The sequence below is a fragment of the Chelativorans sp. J32 genome, assembly GCF_000518985.1.
In the GTDB taxonomy this organism is placed as follows: domain Bacteria; phylum Pseudomonadota; class Alphaproteobacteria; order Rhizobiales; family Rhizobiaceae; genus Chelativorans.
Genome location: NZ_JAEQ01000017.1, coordinates 1 through 22956 on the forward strand (window position 1 = coordinate 1; position 22956 = coordinate 22956).

Annotated in this window: 23 protein-coding genes and 1 tRNA gene; 8 read left to right on the forward strand and 16 right to left on the reverse strand. The window is 59.2% G+C overall.

The annotated features are described in order from the left end of the window. The 9 genes from CHEJ32_RS0118515 to CHEJ32_RS0118555 all read right to left on the reverse strand — a co-directional run. A partial coding sequence (locus CHEJ32_RS0118515; protein ID WP_028035119.1) for an ISNCY family transposase occupies positions 1-1303 on the reverse strand: 1303 nt, incomplete at its 3' end. A 151-nt stretch (positions 1304-1454) separates the two neighbouring features. Continuing rightward, positions 1455-1925, reverse strand: a complete 471-nt coding sequence (locus CHEJ32_RS0118520; protein ID WP_028035120.1) for a YbaK/EbsC family protein — start codon at positions 1923-1925, stop codon at positions 1455-1457. A gap of 17 nt (positions 1926-1942) precedes the next feature. Further along, on the reverse strand, positions 1943-2761 hold the full coding sequence (locus CHEJ32_RS0118525; protein ID WP_028035121.1) for an MBL fold metallo-hydrolase: 819 nt from the start codon (positions 2759-2761) through the stop codon (positions 1943-1945). Next, positions 2762-3556: a TatD family hydrolase gene (locus CHEJ32_RS0118530; RefSeq protein WP_028035122.1), complete on the reverse strand. Its 795-nt coding sequence runs from the start codon at positions 3554-3556 to the stop codon at positions 2762-2764. It lies immediately after the preceding gene. After that, positions 3557-5110 (reverse strand): methionine--tRNA ligase, encoded by a 1554-nt coding sequence (gene metG, locus CHEJ32_RS0118535; protein ID WP_028035123.1) that lies wholly within the window; start codon positions 5108-5110, stop codon positions 3557-3559. It lies immediately after the preceding gene. Between the two features lie 76 nt (positions 5111-5186). Further along, entirely contained in the window at positions 5187-6251 is a 1065-nt protein-coding gene (locus CHEJ32_RS0118540) for a DNA polymerase III subunit delta' (RefSeq protein ID WP_028035124.1), read from the reverse strand. Next, positions 6244-6918 carry a dTMP kinase gene (tmk, locus tag CHEJ32_RS0118545; protein ID WP_371179813.1) on the reverse strand — a complete coding sequence of 225 codons (675 nt, stop codon included), beginning with the start codon at positions 6916-6918 and terminating at the stop codon, positions 6244-6246. Before tmk ends, CHEJ32_RS0118540 begins: the two co-directional genes overlap by 8 nt. A 70-nt stretch (positions 6919-6988) precedes the next feature. Then, positions 6989-8134: a D-alanyl-D-alanine carboxypeptidase family protein gene (locus CHEJ32_RS0118550; RefSeq protein WP_028035126.1), complete on the reverse strand. Its 1146-nt coding sequence runs from the start codon at positions 8132-8134 to the stop codon at positions 6989-6991. Positions 8135-8236: 102 nt separating this feature from the next. After that, positions 8237-9439, reverse strand: coding sequence for a septal ring lytic transglycosylase RlpA family protein (locus CHEJ32_RS0118555; protein WP_028035127.1), 1203 nt, complete (start codon positions 9437-9439; stop codon positions 8237-8239). A gap of 364 nt (positions 9440-9803) precedes the next feature. Between CHEJ32_RS0118555 and CHEJ32_RS25310 the strand changes: the two genes are divergently transcribed. Further along, complete coding sequence (locus tag CHEJ32_RS25310) at positions 9804-10208, forward strand: hypothetical protein (protein WP_034658767.1); 405 nt, start codon at positions 9804-9806, stop codon at positions 10206-10208. Between the two features lie 110 nt (positions 10209-10318). Here the strand turns inward: CHEJ32_RS25310 and CHEJ32_RS0118565 are convergent, their stop codons facing one another. Beyond that, positions 10319-10753, reverse strand: a complete 435-nt coding sequence (locus CHEJ32_RS0118565; protein ID WP_028035128.1) for a universal stress protein — start codon at positions 10751-10753, stop codon at positions 10319-10321. Positions 10754-11495: 742 nt separating this feature from the next. On the opposite strand from CHEJ32_RS0118565, the gene sugE reads away from it, so the two are divergent. The 4 genes from sugE to CHEJ32_RS0118590 all read left to right on the forward strand — a co-directional run bounded on the left by sugE (position 11496) and on the right by CHEJ32_RS0118590 (position 13631). Further along, positions 11496-11816 (forward strand): quaternary ammonium compound efflux SMR transporter SugE, encoded by a 321-nt coding sequence (sugE, locus tag CHEJ32_RS0118575; RefSeq protein ID WP_028035129.1) that lies wholly within the window; start codon positions 11496-11498, stop codon positions 11814-11816. Between the two features lie 549 nt (positions 11817-12365). Then, positions 12366-12833, forward strand: a complete 468-nt coding sequence (locus CHEJ32_RS26375) for a hypothetical protein (RefSeq protein ID WP_156936748.1) — start codon at positions 12366-12368, stop codon at positions 12831-12833. A 407-nt stretch (positions 12834-13240) separates the two neighbouring features. Then, a tRNA-Ser gene (locus tag CHEJ32_RS0118585) sits at positions 13241-13330 on the forward strand. Between the two features lie 52 nt (positions 13331-13382). Beyond that, entirely contained in the window at positions 13383-13631 is a 249-nt protein-coding gene (locus CHEJ32_RS0118590) for a hypothetical protein (RefSeq protein WP_028035130.1), read from the forward strand. 39 nt (positions 13632-13670) lie between these two features. Here CHEJ32_RS0118590 and CHEJ32_RS0118595 read toward each other — a convergent pair whose 3' ends face one another. Continuing rightward, entirely contained in the window at positions 13671-14246 is a 576-nt protein-coding gene (locus CHEJ32_RS0118595; RefSeq protein WP_028035131.1) for an acyloxyacyl hydrolase, read from the reverse strand. A 192-nt stretch (positions 14247-14438) separates the two neighbouring features. Here CHEJ32_RS0118595 and CHEJ32_RS27470 point away from each other — a divergent pair, with 192 nt between their 5' ends. Together CHEJ32_RS27470 and CHEJ32_RS0118605 are read left to right on the forward strand one after the other, a co-directional pair. Then, positions 14439-14765 (forward strand): hypothetical protein, encoded by a 327-nt coding sequence (locus tag CHEJ32_RS27470; protein WP_034658768.1) that lies wholly within the window; start codon positions 14439-14441, stop codon positions 14763-14765. 12 nt (positions 14766-14777) lie between these two features. Beyond that, positions 14778-14957: a hypothetical protein gene (locus CHEJ32_RS0118605; protein WP_028035132.1), complete on the forward strand. Its 180-nt coding sequence runs from the start codon at positions 14778-14780 to the stop codon at positions 14955-14957. A gap of 103 nt (positions 14958-15060) precedes the next feature. On the opposite strand, the gene CHEJ32_RS27795 is transcribed toward CHEJ32_RS0118605, so the two are convergent. From CHEJ32_RS27795 to CHEJ32_RS0118630, 5 genes are all read right to left on the reverse strand, one after another. Continuing rightward, positions 15061-15765 (reverse strand): outer membrane protein transport protein, encoded by a 705-nt coding sequence (locus CHEJ32_RS27795; protein ID WP_245261190.1) that lies wholly within the window; start codon positions 15763-15765, stop codon positions 15061-15063. 657 nt (positions 15766-16422) lie between these two features. Continuing rightward, entirely contained in the window at positions 16423-19203 is a 2781-nt protein-coding gene (locus CHEJ32_RS0118615) for a valine--tRNA ligase (protein WP_028035134.1), read from the reverse strand. A 239-nt stretch (positions 19204-19442) separates the two neighbouring features. After that, a complete protein-coding gene (locus CHEJ32_RS0118620; protein ID WP_028035135.1) occupies positions 19443-20111 on the reverse strand; it encodes a PopZ family protein in 669 nt (222 codons plus the stop codon). Positions 20112-20282: 171 nt separating this feature from the next. Next, a complete protein-coding gene (locus CHEJ32_RS0118625; protein ID WP_028035136.1) occupies positions 20283-21647 on the reverse strand; it encodes a TolC family outer membrane protein in 1365 nt (454 codons plus the stop codon). 168 nt (positions 21648-21815) lie between these two features. Further along, the gene (locus tag CHEJ32_RS0118630) at positions 21816-22490 is read right to left on the reverse strand and encodes a protein-L-isoaspartate O-methyltransferase (RefSeq protein ID WP_028035137.1); all 675 of its coding nucleotides are present in this window, start codon (positions 22488-22490) and stop codon (positions 21816-21818) included. Between the two features lie 204 nt (positions 22491-22694). Between CHEJ32_RS0118630 and CHEJ32_RS0118635 the strand changes: the two genes are divergently transcribed. Next, positions 22695-22901 (forward strand): hypothetical protein, encoded by a 207-nt coding sequence (locus tag CHEJ32_RS0118635; RefSeq protein ID WP_028035138.1) that lies wholly within the window; start codon positions 22695-22697, stop codon positions 22899-22901. The last annotated feature ends 55 nt before the right edge of the window (positions 22902-22956 follow it).

Below are 22956 nucleotides of genomic sequence, written 5' to 3' on the forward strand. Positions count from 1 at the left end.
CCGTCCGCTTGCCCGGCTTGCGGCCACGCGGTCGGTAGCCGATCTTCTCGCTGTTCGTCTTCACCTTCGGCGCCGGCCGCTCGTCCTGGCGCGCCTTGATNTAGGCCAGGACATCACCGAGCCGCTTGTTCTCGGTGATCGCCGCATGCGTCACCCGCTGGTCCTTGTCGAATACCCGGTAGGGCAGGGAATGGCCTTTCCACCGCACATCCAGCCGGCCGTCGGCATAGGCGTAGGTCTCGACATAGCGACCGACCAGCCCGCGCGTCACCTCGGTCTCCTCAAGCATGATCCGCTGGCGCTCGAACGAAAACGTCAGCTGCGCACCGACGTAGCGCTGCTCGCGTTTGCACAGGATCTCCTTGAGCCGATCCGGGGCAAGATTCAGCGACCGGTGCAGGTCATCAGGTCGGGCAGGGGTAATGGCAAACTGCCGGTTATAGCCCTCCATGAACCGAGGCAGGAAGGCGTTGCCGTCGTCCATGCCACAGATGCCCTCCAGGCGCAGATCCTTAATCAAACGGTCCTGCAGCGTCCGGTTCATCCGCTCGACACGGCCCTTCGCCTGGCTCGAATTTGCACAAAGGATCTCAATGTTTAGCTCTGAAAGCGCACGCCCGAACTGGGTCATGCCCTGGCCGCCCTTGGCGTCTTTCTTCGCCACCCGGAACACGGAATGCTTGTCGGAATAGAAGGCGACCGGAGCACCATGATCTTTGAGATAAAGCTCCAGCGCCTCGAAATAGCTGAACGCACTTTCCGAGCGCACGAAACGCAACTGCATCAGCTTGCCCGTCGCATCATCGATGAACACCAGCAGCGAGCATGGATCACCGCGATCCTCGAACCAGCGGTGCTCCGATCCATCGATCTGCACCAGCTCGCCATAGGCCTCGCGTCGCAATCGTGGCTGGTGGAAGGTGCGCCGCTGCTTGCGCGACAGCCAAAGTCCGGCCTCCGACATCCATTTGCGCAAGGTCTCGCGCGACACCCGCAAGCCATCGCGCTCGGCAAGCTTCTCTGCCGCTAGCGTCGGACCAAAGTCGGCATAGCGTTCGCGAACCAGCGTTACTGCATAATCCCGAACGCCGTCGCTGATCCGGTTGTTCGATGGCCGACCAATCGCCTTGTGCCGGATCGATGCGGCACCATCCGTCCGGATCCGCTCCAGCAGTCGACGCACCTGGCGCGTGCTTAACCCCAGAACATGAGCGGCCGTTACCAGCGTCATCCGACCATCGATGACCTTCGACAAAACCTCAATCCGCTGCAGATCACGCTCGCTCATCGCAATCAATCCCATCCGCAATCTCCCAGGTCATCTAAACCCGGGGAGAGTGACATTCTTACATTGCAGAAACAGGACACTTTAACTTTGCGGCTACAATATCTGATCGCATAAGATAGATTATGGAACTCACCTACGACCCTACATGGATTGTGGCGGTCGCGTATCAGGAACTGATATCGGCCACATCTGCGCCGGCTGCAGCGATCAGCGCTTTCGGTTCTGCGGCGAAAACCGCGTCATGGGCACCCGCCGCCGCCCAGACCAGCTCGAACCGCAACAGCGTTTCGTCGGCATAACGGCGAACGCTGTCCGGCTGGCCGAGCGGCGAAACGCCGCCGATAGCAAATCCCGTCTCTTCACGCACGACACGCGGATCAGCGCGTTCCAAGTCTTCACCTGCGAGCTTGCCGGCCTTCGTGACATCGAGCTTGCGGCTGCCAGAGATCAGGAACAGGTAGAGCCGGCCCGACTCCTTGCCCGCAAATATCAGGGACTTCACGATCTGATCGACTTCGCAGCCGCACTGGTTCGCTGCTTCCTCAGCGGTGCGGGTCGATTCTCCCATCCGCTTGATTTCGACGGCAAGGCCGGCTTGAGCGGCTGCCGCCGCGACGCGCTCGATGCTTTTAGACACTGGATCCCCCTTATTATTCAATAGTCTGCTGCTTCAACTTCAATCACCATGCCATCATAGGCTGGATCGACATTATCAGGAGTTTCCCGCTGCACTGCTTCGTAGTCGAGCGGCGTGTGCATATGGGTGAGAACGGCGCGTTCAGGCTTCAGTCGCTCGATCCACTCCAGTGCTTCGCCGAGCGAGAAATGGCTTGGATGCGGCCTGTATTGCAGCGCGTCGATCACTAGAAGTTTGAGACTCTGCAAGAGCGGCGGCGTCTCTGGAGGAAAGCTGCTCACATCGGAGCAATAGGCAATGTCACCCACACGGAAACCGAGCGATCGGATATCACCATGGATCTGCGGGAGTGGCGTGAATGTAAGTGGTCCGCCTTCGCCGGTGATGGTGAATGGCCGGTCGTGGTCGATACGATGCGGCAGCACAATGGGCGGATAATTGCTGCCCTGCGGGGTCTCGAAGCAGTAGCGGAAGGCTTCCTTCAGCCTCACCAAAGTCTGTTCATCCGCATAAATGTCCATCAGGCGGCGCTGCGCGAGCACATAGCTGCGCAGGTCGTCGATGCCGTGGATGTGGTCCGCATGCGGATGCGTATAGACCACCGCATCCAGGGTCGTCGCCGCCGCCGAGATCATCTGCGTGCGGAAATCGGGACCGGTATCAATAGCCACGCGCGTGGTGCGGCCGTCAGGTTTTATCCGCTCGATCAGGGCCGCGGCGCGCAACCGGTGATTCTTGGGGTTATTCGGGTCGCAGGCACCCCAGTCGCCGACGAGACGCGGCACTCCGGGCGAAGAGCCGCATCCGAGGATCGTCAGCCGTATGCGATCGCCCATTCACGCCCTCTCCCGCGGACGGCGCGGAACTTTCGTGAAGAGACGGAAGAAATTCTCCGTGGTAAGCCTCCCTGTCTCCTCGACCGAAAGCCCGATGGTCTCCGCGAGCACTGCTGCCGTATGCGCCACGAATGCCGGCTCGTTGCGCTTGCCGCGATACGGCACCGGCGCGAGATAGGGCGCATCGGTCTCAACCAGAAGCCTCTCCCGAGGCACAAAGGCAGCTATGTCGCGCAGCGCATCGGAATTCTTGAAGGTCAGGATTCCCGAGAACGAAATATAGCCGCCAAGCTCCACGCCAACCCGGGCGAGCGCCGGACCGGAAGAAAAACAGTGGAGGATGAAGGGAAAGGCGCCCTTCTCGGTTTCCTCACGCAGGATCGTTGCAACATCGTCGTCCGCATCCCTCGCATGAATAATGAGAGGCAGCCCTGTCTCTCGGGCGGCTTCGATATGCGTGCGAAAGCCTTTGGCCTGCGCGGCGCGTGGGGAATGGTCGTAAAAGTAATCAAGGCCCGCCTCCCCGATCCCGACAACCTTGGGGTGTTCGGCAAGCCTGATCAGGTCGGCAGCCGTGATGTCGCTCTCCTCAGCCGCATTGTGTGGGTGAGTGCCGACCGTGCAGTAGACATTATCGTACTGCTCCGCGATCAAGCGAACAGAATCGAATTTTCTGACACGGGTGGAGATGGTCACCATCAGCTCCACCCCTGCTTCGCCGGCGCGGGCGATGACTTCGTCGCGCTCCGCCTCGAAGTCCGGAAAGTCGAGGTGGCAGTGGCTGTCGACCAGCATTCAGGCCCCCTGCCCTTCCTGCTCGATATAGCGTGGGAAAACAGGCTGAGGCGTCGGAAGCGGAGTTCCCGGCACAAGCATTCCGGCTTCGCTCAGATCGGCAAAGCGCCGGCGATCCTGCGGCACCGAAAGCAGGTCCAGAAGTTTCTCCGCTGAACCCGGAATATAAGGCTGGCAGAGGATCGCGACGCGCCGCAACACCTCAGCGGTGGTGAAAAGCACGGTCTCCATGCGAGCCGGGTCCGTCTTCCTCAGCGCCCAAGGCTCTTGGGCGGCAAAATAGCGATTTGCTTCCGCAACCACCTCGAAAATCGCCGCCAGAGCGGAGTGGATCGCCTGCCTGCTCATCGCTTCCCGCGCGCTGGCGAGCGCCGCGTGGGCCTGATCGAGAATGGCCTCGTCGGCCGACGAGAACTCCCCTTTCGCCGGCACGACGCCTCCGCAATTCTTGGCAATCATCGAGAGAGAACGCTGGGCCAGATTGCCGAGATCATTTGCGAGATCGGCATTGGTGCGATTGACGATTGCCTCGTGGCTGTAGCTGCCATCCTGGCCGAACGGGACCTCGCGCAGGAAGAAGTAGCGGACCTGGTCGAGGCCGTAATGATCCACGAGCGCGAAGGGGTCGATGACATTGCCGACCGACTTCGACATCTTCTCCCCGCGGTTGAAAAGGAAACCATGGCCGAACACGCGTTTTGGCAGGGGAATGCCGGCAGACATCAGGAATGCAGGCCAATAAATGGCATGGAAGCGGATGATGTCCTTTCCGATCACATGAGCGTCGGCTGGCCAATAGCGCCAGCGGTCGGTGTTTTCATCCGGGTAGCCGAGGGCGGTGATGTAGTTGGTGAGCGCGTCCACCCATACATACATCACATGCTTCTCGTCGCCCGGTACGGGAACGCCCCAGTCGAATGTGGTGCGGGAGATGGAAAGGTCCCGCAGCCCGGAACGGACGAAGCTGACGATCTCGTTGCGACGCTCGGCTGGCCCGATGAATTCCGGGTTGTCCTCGTAAAGCTTGAGAAGACGGTCCTGGTAGGCGGATAAGCGGAAGAAATAGCTTTCTTCCTCCACCCATTCGACCGGTGTGCCCTGGGGCCCATAGCGGACGCCGTCTTCACCAACCCGGGTCTCGTCCTCGCCGTAATAGGCTTCGTCGCGCACGGAATACCAGCCGGAATAGCTGCTGAGGTAAATGTCGCCTTTTTCCGCCATGGCTTTCCAAATGGCCTGGGAGGCTAGATGGTGGCGCTCCTCGGTGGTGCGGATGAAATCGTCGTTGGAGGCGTTCAGCACCTTTGCCATCCGCTGGAATTCCGGCGCATTGCGGTCAGCGAGTTCGCGCGCGCTGATGCCTTCCTTGCGTGCGGTCTGCAGCATCTTGATGCCGTGCTCGTCCGTGCCCGTCAGGAACATCACGTCCTTGCCATCGCACCGCTGGAAGCGCGCCAGTGCATCCGTTGCGATAAGCTCATAGGCATGGCCAATATGCGGGCGCCCATTCGGGTAGGAAATGGCCGTGGTGATATAGAAAGTTTCGCGCGTCATCAGGAGAATGCTCTAGTCGATATTTGGCTTGCGCCCAGATAGCGCATCGTGGCGCGGATTGCCATGCTTTGGGCGCTTAACTTGGGACAAGCTCGTGCATCGCTCGGTGCAGCCTGTTCAGAGACATCACCACATGCTGTTTCCGATCCAGGTTGAAGATCTCGACCTGGCGGACCGTTTCGGCGGTTTCTCCCCAGAGGACCGCAAAACGCTCGGCCTGGCTCACAGCTCCTGCTGATACAGCCCTTGATGCGGCATCGGCCAGGCGATCGAGCAGGGCGCGGTTGAAAAGAGCAAACTGCACCTGGCGTTCGCGTCCGCTAGCGGCTTCGGCCAGTTTGTGAGCTTCGGCGACGTCGAACCGCCGCTGCCCGAGAATGCGCTCGATCACCTGCTCGATTTCGAGGCCGCCGAATTCGGTAAGCAGGATTGCATCGCGGGCACTCCCACCCGCCCTATCGAGGAGCAGGCGCCGCTCATCGCTTCCTTCCGGCAGATTTGCGCCGAGGCCTTGAAGCAGTTCCTCCAGAGAATCGGAGGGAAGCGGATCCAGTTTGTAGACCTGGCAACGGGAGCGGATCGTGGGAAGGAGACGACCCAGAGAATGCGCGATCAGGATGAAGATGGTGCGCGGCGGTGGCTCCTCCAGATTCTTAAGAAGAGCATTTGCCGCATTGGTGTTCATGTCGTCGGCCGGGTCGACGATCACGACGCGATAACCGCCATCGGGCGGCGTAAGGGAGAGAAAGCGGCTGACGCGGCGGATCTCGTCGACTGTGATGACGGTCTTGAACTTCTTGTCCCGCTCGACATAAGGGCGTGTCAGGTGGAGAAGGCCTGGGTGAGCCCCCTGCGCAACCAAACGGAAGGCCTGTGCATCGGGATCGATTTCGGAAAGCGCTGGAGGCGCCGACCGGTGGTCGGGATTGACGAAAACATGATAGGCCAGGTGAAAGGCAAGCGTGGCTTTGCCGATCCCCTGCCTGCCCGCGAACAAAAGCGCATGGTGCAGCTTCCCTGACCGGTAGGCGCCCGCGAGCATGGCGCGTGCGTTCAGATGGCCGAACAGAGACGGGTTTTCTGCCGGTTCCGGTATTTCCGGCAGACTGTCGTACTGCTCGGGCGCGCGGCGTTCAAACACTGTCCGTTTCCCCAATCTTTTCCGCAGGTACCTCCCACAAGCTTTTCTTAACGGCCTCGGCCACAGCTGCCGAGACCTCTTCTTCCGATCCGGACGCGTCGATGACAATGCACCGCCACGGCTCTCTCGCGGCGATGTCGAGAAACGCCTCACGACGGCGCCTGTGAACGTGCAGGGTTTCTTTTTCAAATCGGTCTGCAGTCCCCTGCCCTCGGCGCTCTGTGGCTCGGCGCAGCCCCTCCTCGGGATCGATATCGAGGATGATCGTAAGATCGGGCATGACCCCGTTGATGGTCACCCGCTCCAGGGCCGCCATGAAGTCCGGTTCGAGGCCCCCCGTGACCCCTTGATACACCCGCGAGGAATCGATGAACCGGTCGCAAAGCACGATGGCGCCCCGCTTGATCGCCGGGCGGATGACCTGCTCCACATGATCGGACCTTGCTGCCGCGAAGAGGATCGCTTCGAGCGAAGGGCCGAACGGTTCCGCCGCACCGGTCAGGAGCACATGCCGGATGGCCTCCGCGCCGGGCGAACCGCCAGGCTCGCGGGTTGTCACAACCTCATGTCCTTCGGACCGCAGCCGCTCAGCCAACAAGCGGATCTGCGTGGATTTCCCGGCGCCCTCGCCTCCTTCGAATGTAATGAAAAAACCTCGGGGCACCATTTCCTCGTTGCGCGCTTGCTTCGGGCGCATTCTTCATAATCATCCAATGTGCGAAGGTCCAATGCGGAAGCTATCGCATCCATCCGACGAGGAGCTCTTCGACCGCGCCTAGCGCCCTCTGTCGCAGGCTTCCCTCATCAACGGATTCGGCGGCATAAAGCTGCGTCTCCTGGCTCAACTTCTCATCGATCCAGATCTGCAGCGTGCCGATGGCCATTCCCTCATCGATGGGAGCGGCAACCGGCCCGTTATAAACGATGCGCGCTGAATAGCGCTGGCTATCGCCAGTCGGCAGAAGCGCGGATAGAGGACCGGAAGTGCGAAGGGCCACGCTGCCCCTGGCGCCGCCATAGACGCTGGCTTCACCAACGATCTCCCCGGCCCGGAAGAGTTGGCGCTTACTAAAAGCACTGAAACCCCATTCGAGCAGCTTGCGTGCCTCCTCGGGGCGTTCTTTCTCTTCGGGAATGCCGGCCAGGACGGCGAAAAGACGCCTCCCCGCGCGCTCCATGGAGGCCGCTATCGCGTAACCATGCCCCTCGGTGAAGCCAAGCGCCAAGCCATCAGCACCGATCCCAAGGCGCAACACGCGGTTGCGCTGGCGGATGCGGTTCCATTCGAAATCCTCTTGGCCAAAATAATGGTAATATTTCGGGTATCTCCGCCAAAGATGCTGCGAAAGGAGGGCTACCTCGCGCGCGGTGATTTGTTGGCCCTCTGCCGGCAAACCCGTCGGGTTCACGAAGGTGGATTTGGAAAGTCCCAGCTCTCGCGCTCTTTGCGTCATCAAGCGAGCAAAAGCCTCCTCCGAACCAGCCATGCCCTCAGCAAGGATGATGCAACCGTCATTGGCTTGCTGCACGATGATACCCTGCATGAGCGCCTCAACGGGCACCGACGATTTTACCGCCGCAAACATGGTCGCCGTTCCCGACGGAGCTCCGCCGGTCCGCCATGCATGTTCGCTCACCGGCAATTCTTGTTGAAGAGAAAGCTGACCTGTCTCGAGCGCTCTGAAGAGAAGCTCCGCTGTCATGAGCTTTGCGAGGGAAGCGGGCGGAAAAAGCTCGTCGGCATTCTTTGAATAAAGAATCGCGTTGGTGTCCGCGTCGAGCAGAAAGGCTTGGGCCGCCTTCGTTTCGAAACCCTGGGCCCGTGCAGGAAATGTCGGCGCCAGGGCTGCGAGCAATATGCAGATGGCGACCAGCCTCACCATGAGAACCCTGTTTCCTGGTAACTTTTTCAATAACATGCAGACGCTAGGCGGGCTGTTCAAGCCCACCCGGCGTTTGTGTGTGTTTTTCGGTTCAGAATCTCTTTAATCGCGGACTGCGAAAGCGTCTGCGGCACCAGCTGCCCAGGCCGCCTGAAGCATATCGTCCAGTCCCGCATGACCATCGGGCACCAGGGAAACAACATAGACCGGCCCCTCCGGGCTCACCTGTCGCTCGATCAGGATTTTTCCGAGCGATGCGAGAGGTTGCATGATACGCTCGGCTTCGGTCTGTGAACTCCAGGTGCCGAGATTGACGTAGGGACCGTTGATCTTCTGAGGCGCGTCCACGTTCCTCGCGGACCACCAATCGGCAATCGCCCGCTCATCAAGCTCTGTATTCAGTACTGAATCAAAGGCTTGGGAGGCAGAGCTCACGCGCTGGCTTGCATAGGAAAGGAGCGCGACATCAATATCGTTTCCTGGGACGGGCGCCGCTGTGGGCCGGTCGGGCACAAGTGGCCCCACTGCGGGTAGCGCGACAGTGCCGCCGGTTTCCGCAAGTCCGGGCTGGCTTGCGAAGGCCAAGGTGGCAGCCGGTACTGGCTGTGTTGGTGTAGGGCCAGCCATGGCCACCATCACGCCGGTCGGGAGACCGTCCGAGGGATCGGGTGCTGCGCCCCCGGGACGGTAGGAAGCCAGGAGAAACGAATCGTCCCGCCCCTCCAGCGGTGCAGGGCCGACATATTCAACGCGCACCTGGGCCACGCCCGAATGCGTATAATCGAGCAATTCGGCCGCCCGCTTCGATAGGTCGATAACACGCCCTTTCTCGAAGGGGCCTCGATCATTCACACGGACGACAACGGAGCTGCCGTTTTCCAGATTGGTAACACGCGCATAGCTCGGCAGCGGCATGGTTGGATGCGCCGCCGTCAGATGCGTCATATCGTATACTTCGCCATTTGCCGTTAGCCGGCCATGAAACGCGTCTCCGTACCAGGAGGCCGCACCCTCGGCCTTGTAATCGGGATCTTCCTTCGGACGATACCAACGGCCTTTGATCTGGTATGGCTTGCCGACCTGATAGCGTCCGCCGCCTCTTGGCAGCTTGGAAGCGCCGTAAGCGACCCGCGGACTTGCCTTCACCCCGTATTTTGATTCGGCGAAATACTCTTTGGATCTCTTGACGGACGCTTCCTGAACGGTGCTTCCGCAGCCGGCCAGCAAAACCGAAAGCGCGGCAATGCCGGCGAAAGCGAGATAGGAGTTCTTCCGGTTTCCCCTCGAACGAGGTTCAGCAATCACCTGGTATTTTCCCCAAATGCAATCTTTCAAAAGATGCCCCTTCGATTGCACGCATGACCCATGTTGGCTGGTCCCTCTCATGCGCACGAAATCGTTATAAGGATCTGAATCAACTATGGCAGTAAATTGGCAAAAATAAGTGTTACATATGATGAACGGTTTCGGGACGCGGGCCGGGCTATCTGCGCATAGCCTCATCGTTATGGAGCGGCTCACGGCGGAGCGGAAGACTTTCCGTGCCGCCGCTACTCCTCTTTGATGAGTTGGACGACAGGGACTATTTTCTATTGCTGCAGCTTTCGTGGGGCCTGTGCGAGGTATATACTTGATCTTCGAGGTTATGAGGAATCGGGAGGAAAGAAAGATGCCGCACCTCGCCAGCTTGTACTTTAAGACAGCGATCGTTTTTCTGTTGGTCGGTATCGCGATGGGCCTTCAGATGGCGATCTCGGGTGACCACAACGTCATCGGCCCACATGCGCACGCCAATCTCCTGGGATGGGTCACGATGGCCATCTTCGGCGGTTATTATGCCTTGAACCCCGCCAAGGCACAGGGGAAGCTCGCCACAATTCAATATTGGGTGTACACGATCGGGGTCGTCGTCATCGTGCCGTCTCTTTATCTGCTCTATTTGGGCTATACGGCATTCGAACCGCTCACCGCGATCGCTTCCTTGGTTATTCTGCTCGGCGTCATTCTCTTCGCGGTGGTGATTTACGCCAAGGAACCGGCGCCGCGCGCCATCCCGGGTGGAGCAGCCGTTTAGCGTGTTTGGAAAACGAAGATTGCTACGGCTTCCTGCTTTCTCTGGCCGGGGCGGGAATACTCTTGAGTGTTCCCGCCGTCATCAAGGCTGCCTGTTCGGCCGCCCGATTCCTATCTGACGATGAGGACCGGGACTTGCGATAGTGTGACCACCTTCAAAGCCTGGCTTCCGAGGATCAGCCGGCTGAGAGGATTGCGGCTGTGTGAGCCCATGACGATAAGGTCCGCGCCGAGCTTCTTGGCGGTATCCAGAATCCCTTCGTACGCATTGAGACTTTCAACCATCTTGGTTTGTGACCCCGGGCCGGCGGCATCTGCGGCTTTCTCAAGAATGGCCGAGCACCGATCGACATTGGCGCGGCGTACTTCATCGAAGACGGATTGTGGCATCGCGCCGACCTCCGCCATGCCGTCGAATACGGGCCCCTGTAGAACCGTGACGATTGTAAGTTGGGCATTGAACGCACGAGCGATGCCCGCGGCATGGCTCACTGCGGCTGTTGCCAGATCGGAACCATCCGTCGCAGCCAGGATATGTTGATACATCACGCTTTCTCCAAGGAGAGTCCTGGAAACGTCAAGTGCGACCCAGGCGATAATTGCTCGAAGGTGCAGGCGTATTGCCGAGGGAGAATATGCCGGCGCTGACCACGGAACCGGTCACCACGACTGAGAGGGCAAGAAGCTGCAAATTCTGCTTGGCTAGGAGGCCATCGCCGGACGCCTCTGCGATGCATGTTTAAGCACCTGGCAAAAGTGTAGTATGGGAGCCCGTCTCGCGTAAAGAGAGCCGGGTGAGTTGGGGATGCCCGGCCGACAGGCTGTGTCTTAAGACGCTGCCAAGCGAAGCACTTTTGTTTGTTTTTCACGCGCGGCATCCGCTGGCGAAAACCTTGACTTGCTGTGAGTACCCGGTATCGAAGGCGGGCGCAGGACGACTTGCGCCATTGATGACCATTCCGGGACGGCCCGGCCCATTCGCGAGGGCCGGGATCGCCTATCCAATTCAACTGTTTATGATCCAGCCGATTGCCAGCGTTGGCGGGTTCGGTAGCTACGAAAGCGCCTTCATCAATTCTTTCGCCCGGGCGGTCATTGCGGTCGGTCGATAGCAGCGATCGGGCATATCTTCATCGTGCTCACCTGCATGTATCGAGCGTAGTCTTTCCCCGAGGCACCACGGCATCTTGAAACGGCAGATGAAACTAATACTTATGAGTTGGGAGGACGACCTCCCTTTCCCCAAATATCAGTGTCCGGGACGGCCCGGCTCCAAGGAGCTTGAGCTGTGGCCTGGTTTTTTCTGATTTTTGCGGGATTGCTGGAAATCGTATGGGCGTTCTTCATGAAGAAGTCCGACGGCTTCACCTTGTTCATACCCAGTGCGATCACCATCCTTGCCATGATCGCCAGCTTTGCCCTGCTGTCTGTCTCGATGAAGACGTTGCCGCTCGGCACGGCATACACGATCTGGACGGGTATTGGAGCAGTTGGCGCGTTCCTTGTCGGCATTATGGTCTTGGGTGAGACCGCAACGCCGATGCGCTTGCTCGCCGCTGCCTTCATCGTCACAGGCATTGTGATGATGAAACTGGCCAGCAATCAATAGCGCCACGAAGCCGGCACGCTCCGAACGTTCTGCCATGCAAAGGGCATTCCAATGCCCTGCCGAGGCTTGGCAGCTGCCGCACCTTTCCGCCATCCGGCGGCCGAGAGTTGTAAAGGTTCTCTGCCGCGCGTCCAAACCTTTCCAAAGCTCCTATTGCGGTTCGGTCTGTTTAGGTCAGCTGTAGCAGCATGGGACCGATCCCTGACAAGTTTTCAGTGTGTGTATGGCAGCACTACCGCAGTAAAACAACGGAACATGTTGCTGCCGATTGTGTTCGACACTTGGGACGTGGGAGGTCATCCAACGGAGTAAAGCATGCTAAAGAAATTCTATTTGGCCTCTCTTATTGGACTGTCTTTGACAGGTTTGCCGCTATCGGCGACCGCGGACGAGGCGGATGCCTGCGATTTGCCTGCGAGCGCTCTTTCACCCGCGCAGCTTCGAGAGATCGCGACCTTCGGCTGTGCAATCACATCAAATCAGCCGACCCGACCTGGTCCGACGCAAGGAGCCGGACCGAATCCAGGCGCAGGAGCGAGCCCGGGCCAAGTGGGTGGGGGTGGAGCTCCCGCAACTGCTGCCAACAAAGCGAGTTCCGGAATCAATATCGGAGCAGGAGGAGGTGCTTCCGGCAATTCAGGCGGAATTAATGCCGGACTGGGCGATGGCGCGGCTTCCGACAATACAGGCGGAATCAATGCAGGATTGGGCACGGGCGCCGGTTCCGGCAATGCCGGCGGAGTGAATGTCGGTCTGACCTCTGGAGCCGCTGGGAGCAACGAAGGCGGCGTAAATATCGGCGCAGGAAGCGGAGCAACTTCCGGCGCGAGCGGAGGAATTAACGTTGGAGTGGGAGAAGATGCCGCGACCGGAAACTCGGGAGGGCTCAACGTGGACGTCGGTGGCTCGGGTGCGGGCAGCGGCAATTCAAGCGGCATCAATGCCGGTATTGGTGGATCAAGCGGCCTTTCCGCCGAAATCGGGTCCGGCGGCATAGACGTCAATCTCGGCGACTGACCGATATTGTCGCGGAGTCCTCGCCTCGGCACCAGGAATATCGAACAAGGCTATCCCGCCGGGGCACCCGGCGGGATAGCACTCTTAGTCGCATATGGGGAAGAATTGGTGCGGTCAGTGCGACAGTGCTATTGCGGTGCTTAAGGCACTGCGAAGCGTATTCATTGGTCATCGTGGAGCACGATGGGGATGAGATCACGGCCGGCCCTGATTGCCTCCAGTTCTCGGTGCTGCCTCGTTTATACCCACACTAGAAAGCAGGATTCGGAGGGACGCTGCAGAACAGGTTGACGCAGCAATCAGGGGCGCGGTAAAGGCTCAATGGTAAGTGCGTTCGGTAGCCAATGGTAGAAGCGGTGTGAGATTGCTCCACTCGAAGGCCGGAAAAGCTAACGAAGTCAATATTTGGAGGGATGGCCGAGTGGTTTAAGGCACCGGTCTTGAAAACCGGCGTGGGCGCGAGTCCACCGTGGGTTCGAATCCCACTCCCTCCGCCAGGCAGACGGCCGAAGCGACCATCGAAACAGTTCGCCGTTAAAAGGGACAATCATGAATGATAGTTTTGAGGCATATGCGGTCGCGGTCATCATCGTCTTCGGCGCGGTGACGATTGGCGGTCTCATGGCCGCCACCATTGCCTTCGGAGAGCGCGACGGCTTTTTATTCTCGTTGGGCGCCGGCGCATCAGCGTGGTTGGCCGGTTATGCGATCTTCTTCGACCGCCCAAGAACGTATATGGCTTTCCTTGCCCTCTCGATCGCCATGAGCATTGCGGCGACACTCGTTTTCGCATTCTGACTGGTTGAACCAGCCTGAGGGCTGCGGCGGAACATCGGGTCAGAAACGATAGCCGATCCGGACCCCCGTGGCTTCGGCGCCATTATTGTCGTCCCCGCACAGGCCGCCATTCGAGAAATGATCCGTGTAGGCCTGCACGGTCCAGCGCTCCCCTACGTCGTAGCCGATAGCCGCTCCGAGATGGAACAGCGTCCTGCATCCAAGCGCCTTATAAGTGGTCGGATCATCGAGGTTTTCAGCCGTGGTGATCGCGCCGCCCAAACTCGTGCTCAGATAGAGGCTGCCGATGAGATGGAAGTCCCAATTGAGGCCCGCATAGACGAAATGGATCGGGTCGTCCGCAATGGCCGCGTCGAAGCCGATATAGGGCCGGGGTGAACCGATACTGCTCAGGAAATCGGGTGAGCTAAAGGCGAATTCGCCATTGATGACGATACCGCTGAAGTCATCCGTCGAGAAGAAGCCACGGTCATAGGCCATGACGCCAAGCCGGACTTCCCGCCAGTCCGCGTGGATTCCCGGCTGCAGGAAGCGCAGATCTTTTTCTTCCGAATGTGCCTGTATGGGAAAGGCAGCCCCAATCAGGAATGCGCAAATGAGAGAATGGTTTTGCATCGTCCCCCCAACCTCTGAACAGGCAGCACGGTGGTCGGCCTCCCACTCTCCAGCCGAAACGCGCTACGAATCGGTTTAAGTCTATCAGAGGCGGAGAGCAACGGCGAAGATGCAACAACGCGCCATAATAGAAAAAGCACGGGAGCATCGCACCAAACCCCTTTTGGCGCGTTAGGCGGCCAGGAGGACAAAATGGCAAAGAAACCAAAGATCACCACCGGGGCGAACGATCGGCCGGTGGACGAAAGCATCGCTCAGAGCAGCGGTGGTCTGCCCGATGACAGCGGTCGAGCGATCAATTCCAGCGATGCGGAGGTTGCGCGCGTGCGGAATGCTTTGTCTGGCAGGGATGGTCAGCTGAGAAGGCCTGCGGGCAATGCAGATGCAGTTCCGGAAGGCACACCGGGTGCGGGCGAGAACATCTGCCGCCGTTGCCAAGGTTCAGGCGTGGTAAATGGTGAGCCCTGCCCTGAATGCGAAGGTTCCGGCAAGGTGACGACGCCGATTGGGGGTGCTTAAAGCATGCGAGAAATGATGGAGGCCGTTCTTCGGCTGATACTCCTGCCGGGAGAACTCATCGCTGACAGGTTTCACGTAAGCAAGGAAGAGAACCGGGATCTGGTCCGGATGCTTATCAATGGACTCTTTTGGATCTTCGTAGCGATCATCGGCTTGGCGATCTGGACATCAACGCTTTCGATCTACCAATAGGGCTCAGCCGAAGACCTGCATGCGCGACCTTCTGGAGATGAAATGATTCCGGTTTGCAAAAGTGCGGTTTTCCGACGTCACGCCCAAATGGTTTCTGTGCGCGCTACCACTTTACATTATAGCCGGCCGAGAACATCGCAGCCCAGCCCGAATCCACGGCCGCGCCGACCTCGAGTCCTTCTGTAATCTCCGCAGAGGTGAGGTAGGAAAGGCCGCCTCCCAACCGCAGCTCGCCACCCCATTGGTCCTTGAAGCTCGTTCCCGCTGCAAGCAGCCATTTGTCCGTGCGCAGATCGTAACCGGTGCTCACGCCACGATCCCATTGAAGACTGACCAGACCAGACACCTTGTCATTGAACGCGTGGCCTACACCACCGGTAATGGTCCATCCGTCGCGCCAGTAATATTGGTTCAGGCTGTTCAGGTTGCCGATCGCCGGTATGCCGGTTGTCACTCGAAGATTGAGCGTTTCGTTTACCGACCAATCCGTCCATTTCACCGAGCCGAAGGCAAGCCATCCGGGCGCGATCCCTGACTGTAGCCTCAATTCCAGGCTCTGGGGCAGTTCGCCCGAGCCGTCCGCCGGAAGTGCGACGCCTGGAATAAACGGGGTGGCCGCCGATCCCGTGGCATCGTGGGATGTACCGGAGCGATAGAGGAGCTGGGCGCGAAATGCGATGTCCGGGATCTCATAACCAATACCGGCACGCCAGCCATATGCCGTACTGTCGAGGCCGATGTTCAGAGGCACAGGGCCGAGGCCAGGCAATGTGGGGCGCCCATCCAACGAATAATCGAACTTCTCCATGAAGGCTCCCCCTAGAAAGGAGAGGCGCCCTCGCCCGGCGTCAAGAAATACCGCACAGGTGGCGCCAAACTCTGCCACCGTGAATGCTTCCGATAGCTTGCCGCTAACACCGTAGGGGTCCGAGAAACTGGAGCTGGCTCCATTGGAATCTGTATAGGTTCCCGCGCAGGCGAAGTTCTCTGAAAAGCCGAACTTCACAGCGGCCGACGGAATAACATAATTGTCCAGGTAGTTTTCGCCTACCAGATTTGGATTGGGGGCCCTTCGCGGTGCCGAACGGTACTCCTGGTGAGGAATCGCGACATAGGCGCTGGCCCGAAAGTTAAAGTTCCCGTCCTCGAAAAGAATGTCCGTGTCTGCCGTTCCCCGGGAGAAGCCTCCGGCCTGGGCGCTCGTTGTCGCCAATGCCAGGCCAAGGACCGGGAATGCGAGTCGATTGAAGTACATACGACCTCTCTATTTGTCGGACGGGTCCACTGAAATGATAACGTGAGAGGATTTGCAAGCAAATCTACGATGTAGAGCGCTTAAGAAAAATGAGATTAGAAGCTTAACAAATGCTTCGCGGCCAGGTGCACTGGTCCCAGAATGGTCGCACAAGCTTCGCGGAAGGGGCGATGCGGGGCGTCCCTTCCGTTGTCGAGATAGCGGTAAGCGTTACAATGCTTCGCGGACTCGCGCGAGGGCTGCCTCCAAGCGGGATTTTGCTTCGGAAAACTCGCTTAGCTTCTCTCGTTCGGCTGCGACGATCTCTTCGGGAGCATTGGCGACAAATTTCTCGTTGCCGAGCTTCTTTTCCAACCGATCGATTTCCCCGTTGAGCCGTGCGACTTCCTTCTCCAACCGGCTTGCCTCGGCGTTGAGATCAATGAGATCACCGAGCGGTAGGCAGAATGTCGCTTCGCCCACCACGAGCTGCGCGGAACCTTTTGGGGGTTCACCTGCAAAGCCGACTTCTCCCACGCGCGACAATCTGCGAATGGCAGGCTCGTGCCGTCCAAGCCTCTCGCGCGTGGTTTCCGCGGCACCCACAGCAATGAGCGGTGCGACAGCCGCGGGCGGCACATTCATTTCCGATCGAACGGACCGGACGCCTGAGACGAGTTCGACAAGCCAGTTGATATCCTCTGCGGCTGCTTCATCCTCGAAGCTCAGCGTCGGCCATGGGGTAAGCGCGAGAACATCTGTCCGGCCCTCCTCGCCTCCGGTCAAGGACCAGAGCTCCTCGGTCATGAATGGCATCATGGGGTGCAGGAGCTTGTAGATTTCATCCAGCACATAGGCCGCGCAAGCGCGGGCTTCCACTTTTGCCGCTTCATCATCGCCGGCGAAGACAGGTTTCAACAGCTCCAGATACCAATCGCAGAACAGGCTCCAGACGAAGCGGTAAGCTGCGCCGGCCGCTTCATTGAAGCGATAGGATGTAATCCCCTCGGTAATGGCTCGGCTGGCGCGGGTAAGCTCGGTCAGGATCCAGCGGTTGATGGCGAGCTTCGCCTGCTCCGGGCGGAAGCCAGCATCACGCGCGGCGCCGTTCATCTGCGCGAATCGCGTCGCATTCCAAAGCTTCGTCCCGAAATTCCGGTAGCCGGCCACACGGGCTGGATCGAGCTTCACGTCCCTGCCCTGGGCAGCCATGATAGACAGCGTGAAACGAAGCGCATCGGCGCCATATTGATCGATGAGCTCCAGAGGGTCGATGACATTGCCCTTGGATTTGGACATCTTGGCGCCATTCTTGTCGCGCACAAGAGCATGCACATAGACCGTGTGGAAAGGCTCCTTGCCGGTGAAATGGAGCCCCATCATCATCATTCTCGCCACCCAGAAAAAGATGATGTCGAAGCCGGTGACGAGAACCGAAGTGGGATAGTAGGTTGCAAGTTCCTTGGTCTTCTCCGGCCAGCCAAGCGTGGAGAAGGGCCAGAGGGCCGAGGAAAACCAGGTATCCAGCACATCCTCATCGCGCGTCAGGATTTCGCCCGGCGCGAAGTTCTCCAGCCTGTCCTCCACCCAGGCCTTCCACGGACCCTCATGGGAGAGATAATGCTGGATCGCTGCCTCCAGTGCGGTCTCTTCGTCCTTCTCGACAAAAACTTGACCGTCAGGGCCGTACCAAGCCGGAATCTGGTGCCCCCACCAAAGCTGTCGTGAGATACACCAGGGTTGGATGTTCTCCATCCAGTCGAAATAAGTCTTTTCCCAATTCTTCGGCACAAAAACGGTTCGCCCCGCTCGAACGGCTTCAATGGCCGGCTGGGCAAGCGTCTTTGCATCGACATACCATTGGTCGGTAAGGAATGGCTCGATCGGAACGCCACCCCGGTCGCCGTGGGGAACGGCATGTGTATGCGGCTCGATCTCGGCGAGATAGCCTTCCTCCTCCAGGACGGCCACGACCCGTTTGCGGGCTTCGAAACGGTCCAATCCATGCAGCTGCTGCCACAGGTCGCGCTGGACATCGGTGGGGTCGAGCCCTTCCAGAAAATCCTCGTTCTCCAAAATGCTGATGGAAGCATCGGGCGCCATGACATTGACGAGGCGCAGGCCGTGCCGTTTCCCGACCTCAAAATCGTTGAAGTCATGTGCAGGCGTGATCTTCACCGCACCGGTCCCCTTCTCGGGGTCGGAGTACTCGTCTGCGACGATGGGAATTTTCCGACCGACGATCGGAAGAATCACGTTCCGGCCAATGAGATGGCGGTAGCGCTCATCTGTCGGGTGCACCGCCACACCGGTGTCGCCCAGCATGGTTTCCGGCCTGGTGGTGGCGACGGTGATGAATGTGGACGGATCGTCCGCATCGAAAGGCAGCCCCTCGATCGGGTAACGCAGATGCCACAGGTTTCCCTTCAGCTCGATCTGCTCCACCTCCACGTCGGAAATGGCGGTCAGGAGCTTGGGATCCCAGTTGACCAGGCGCTTGTCTTTGTAGATCAGGCCCTTCTTGTAGAGCGACACGAAGACCTCGATAACGGCCTCTGACAGGCCCTCGTCCATCGTGAAGCGTTCGCGGGACCAATCGCAGGAGGCGCCAAGCCGCTTCAATTGCGTCAGTATCGTGCCGCCGGATTGCTCCTTCCACTCCCAGACCTTTTCCACGAACTGCTCGCGGCCGAGATCGCGGCGATGGATCTGGCGCTCCATGAGCTGGCGCTCGACGACCATCTGCGTCGCGATGCCGGCATGATCCATTCCGGGCTGCCAAAGCACGTTCTTGCCGCGCATGCGCTCGAAGCGGACCATGATGTCCTGCAGGGTGTTGTTGAGCGCATGCCCCATATGCAGGGAGCCGGTCACATTGGGGGGCGGGATTACAATGGTGAAGGTCTCGGCGCCGGGCTTCGCGCCAGCACCTGCCCTGAATGCACCTGCCTCTTCCCAGCGTTGCGAGATTTTCGGCTCGACACTGGCTGCGTCGTAGGTCTTGTCCAGCATAGAAATGATCCGTGCTTCGGTAACGGCATCAATCCGAATGGATTGTACGCAGCACCGTCTCTGTCCACGCAATCCTAACGGAGAGCAGCGTTGCTTCCGAGACTGCCTTGTTGTGCTGGGTGTAAAGCGGAAGGGTACGGGCGAGTCAACAGCCCTGTTCTGCCAGGGCTTTTGAAGCCCAGGCAATGCCTCCGCGCTGCCTTGGCTCGGCGGCGCGGTGACGGCACTCGTTACGAAGTCTAGATGCCGCGAGCGATGCGCTCGATCTCTTCGCGGACGAGTCGTTCCACCAATTGCGGCAAGTTGTTGTCGAGCCAATCCTGGAGCATGGGCCTCAGCATGTCCTCTGCCATCTGGTCCAGAGTCTTGCGCCGGTTCGCAATCAGAGCCTCGTTCAGCTCTTCGAATGCCGCAGCCACTTTGCGTCCCGGAGCTCTGGAGATGATCGGGCGACGATCCGTTTCTGAGAGATGGACCTGAGCTGGATTTCCAGCGTGGTGCTGTTGCGGCGCGGGACTTTCCTCCTGGCTCGGTACCGGAGGAATCTGCATGTTGGCCGCTATAGGCATGGCAAAATCCTCACCTTCCTCATCCGCATCCGCTTCGAAATTGTCGAGGGTCGGCTGTTCCTGCAGTGGTGCCTGGGGGGCCTCGTCGGACCATTCAGCCGCGTCCTCGGGCGAATCGGCCGGTTCATGAACGATGACATTTGGCGGAGCGAGAGGGGATACGGCCGAAAAGCTCGGTCGAAGAGCCTCAATGTCGCTTAGGCTCCGGAAGGTGGTCTCCCGTTCTTGGGGATGATCGTCCTTACGACCAGACTCACTATCCTCTATGATGCGCCGTATCGATGCGAGGATCTCCTCCATCGAGGGCTCACGCTGCTGTGCGGTGCTTGCCTGTGCCATCGTGCCGCCGTTCTCATGTTCGCATCTTGCCCATCGCTAGGCAGGAGGCTGTTTCGAATCATGATGTTAGCCTAGCGAAGGCACGGACAAGTGAGAATCCCCGCAACGAAGTTCCTTGTCTTTTCGCACAGAAATGACCATGCGAGACGGCTGGGCTATAATCAGGCAGTTCTACCTGCCATCCGGCGTTCTTAGCCCGTACCACTTGTCCTTGACCGCGTTGTAATGCTCCTGCGGGTCGTAGGTGGCCACATTGAGCCCCAGCCTGGAAGGAGACAGGCGCCCCATCGCAGAAGCGATGGCATAACTGGCAACCACTACACTGTGCTGGGCATTGACGAGGTCGATACGTGCGTTGATCACGTCGGCTTGAGCGTTAAGAACATCCAGAGTGGTGCGCTGGCCGACATCGCGTTCTTCGATCACACCGCTGAGCGCAAGCCGGGCGGCACTGACCTGCTCGCGATTGGCGGCTACCGCCTCCCGCGCTGCCTGGTACCGGGTCCACGCGGAGGTGACTGCCTGGCGCACCTGATCGCGGGTGACGTCCACATCGATCCGAGCCCTTCCAAGCGATTCCTTGGATTGCCGCACGCGGGCGGAAGCTTCGCCGCCCTGGTAAATCGGAATGGTCAGGTTGAGCCCGATCGTGGCGCTATTCTGGCTTCCGTCACTCAGAGCCGAGGGGCTTGAGTCAGTGCGGCTGGCCGTGAGGCTTGCGGAGGCGGAGAGATTCGGCAGCAGCGTTCCTTCGGCGGATTTCACCGTGAAAGCCGCTACATCGACCTGATGCAGTCTCGCTGCGATCGCAGGATGCTCGGCCAGCGCGACCGTTATCGCCTGATCGAGACCTGCGGGCAAAAGCTTGCTCAGCGGCTCGGGAGCCTGGAGCGTACCCGGATCCTCTCCGACGAGCTGACGATAGGTAGCAGCGCTTGCCGCAGCTTGTGCACGGGCTGCTGCTAGCTGCGCCAGCGCCAGCTGTCGGCTGGCCTCGGCCTGCGCGACGTCGGTACGGGTGCCTTCACCGACGTCCAGCCGCGAACGGGCGGACCGGACCTGCTCCTCAAGAAATTGGAGGTTTTCCGCCCGCAACCCGGCGATCTGTCGGTCGCGGATGACGTCCATATAGGCGGTCGCCACGTCGAAGAGGAGGTTGAGTTCGTCGTTTCTCAACGATTCGTTGGCCGCACGAACCTGTGCTTCGGAAGCCCGGACATTGTTCTGCGTCTGAAACCCGTCGAAGATTGGCTGCTGAAGCGATATGCCAAATTGCCCGGTACGAATTTCGATGCTGTCGCGACTTTGCAATTGAATCGCGCCGGTACCGTTAATTCTGGGCCGCATTCCAGATTTCGCGATCGCAACATTCTCATCCGTTACCCGGACCGTCGCACGCGAGGAGTTAAGGCTGGAGTTGTTCTGGTATGCTTTTGCGAGCGCACCAAGGATGGTCTCCGCACTCGCGGGGATCGGGGATAAGATAATGGACGTTGCAGCCAGAGCAGCCACAATACGGCTTCGCAGGAATGTCACGACCCACCTCACCTCCTGGTTTGGACGTTGATGACGCCCAGATGTTTATGGCGTAGCGGCCGAGAGTGCCACCCCGTCAAACGGACGCGCCCCAAATCATAATTGGGACGTTACACCATCTAACTGATCAAATCCGTTGCGCTTGAGCAACAACGTCTTGACCAAAATTCAAAACACGAACCCCTTTTCGAGCTCGAAGCCCGGCAGAGGCTTTATTGCGGCATTGAAGTCCGCCCGCGACGAAACCAACCCGCTTTCCTTGATGAAGAGATGTGCCCTTGCGGCGTTGCCCCTTCCGATCACCGCCACCAAGCGTCCCCCTTCCGCCAACTGGGCGAGTAGTGAGTCGGGAACATAGTCGACCGCGCCCCCCAGGAAAATTACGTCATAAGGGGATTCGTTGCTATAGCCCTCCTCAAGGCGGCCAGTGACGACAGTGGTATTCACGCAATCAAGTTCGGTGAGCAGGGATGAGGCGGTTTCCGCAAGCGCGGAATCGGATTCCAGAGCAACAACAAAACTCGCAATCTTCGACAATACGGCCGTGGAATAGCCGGTCGCGCAGCCTATATCGAGAACCAAGTCGCTCGGCTTCACGTCCGCAAGCTGCACCAGCTTGCCGAATCGCGCGGGCTCCATGAGATAGCGCGCCGGGCTAGTTCCTGAGGCCGGCGAAATCTCCAGGTCCTCGTCCATATAGGCGAGGCTCCTGCGGCGGACCGGCACGAATGCCTCGCGCGGGATTTCTCGCATCGCTTGAATCAGCGGCACAAAGGTCACGTCCTGAGTGCGCAGCTGTCCTTCGATCATCATGTCGCGCTGGACTGAAAAATCGGCATTCATCACGTTATTCCCGATCCTGCGCGCATCGCGCGCGTCATTCGATTCGCATTCCATCCGCCCGCCTGAAATGGCGCCCGTGATGTCGCAAAAAACAGCGAGGGGGTCAATCGAGCAGAAAATCGCGAGCCATAGCCGCTGGCCACCGCAAAAGCCGATGGGAACCGGCTCTTCCTTTGAAGGTTGGGAATAAAAAGGGAGATCGTCGTGAAAGTTCGTGAGCTTCAGGAAAAACTAAAAGACCTTCCCCAGGACGCCTCCATATTCGTCGCCGAGGTCGATGAAGCTTTCGCAGCCGACATCGTGGCCATCGACGTGGTCGAAAACGCGCGAACGGGCATCCAAAATGATGACCGGCCCGAGGCGGTGGAACTTGCCGAAGGCAACGAGAGGGTCGTTGTCATCCGCTGGTAACCGTTCCTGATCCGGGCTGCTCGGCCGCGGGGCGGCTTTCCCGCAATCGAAATAC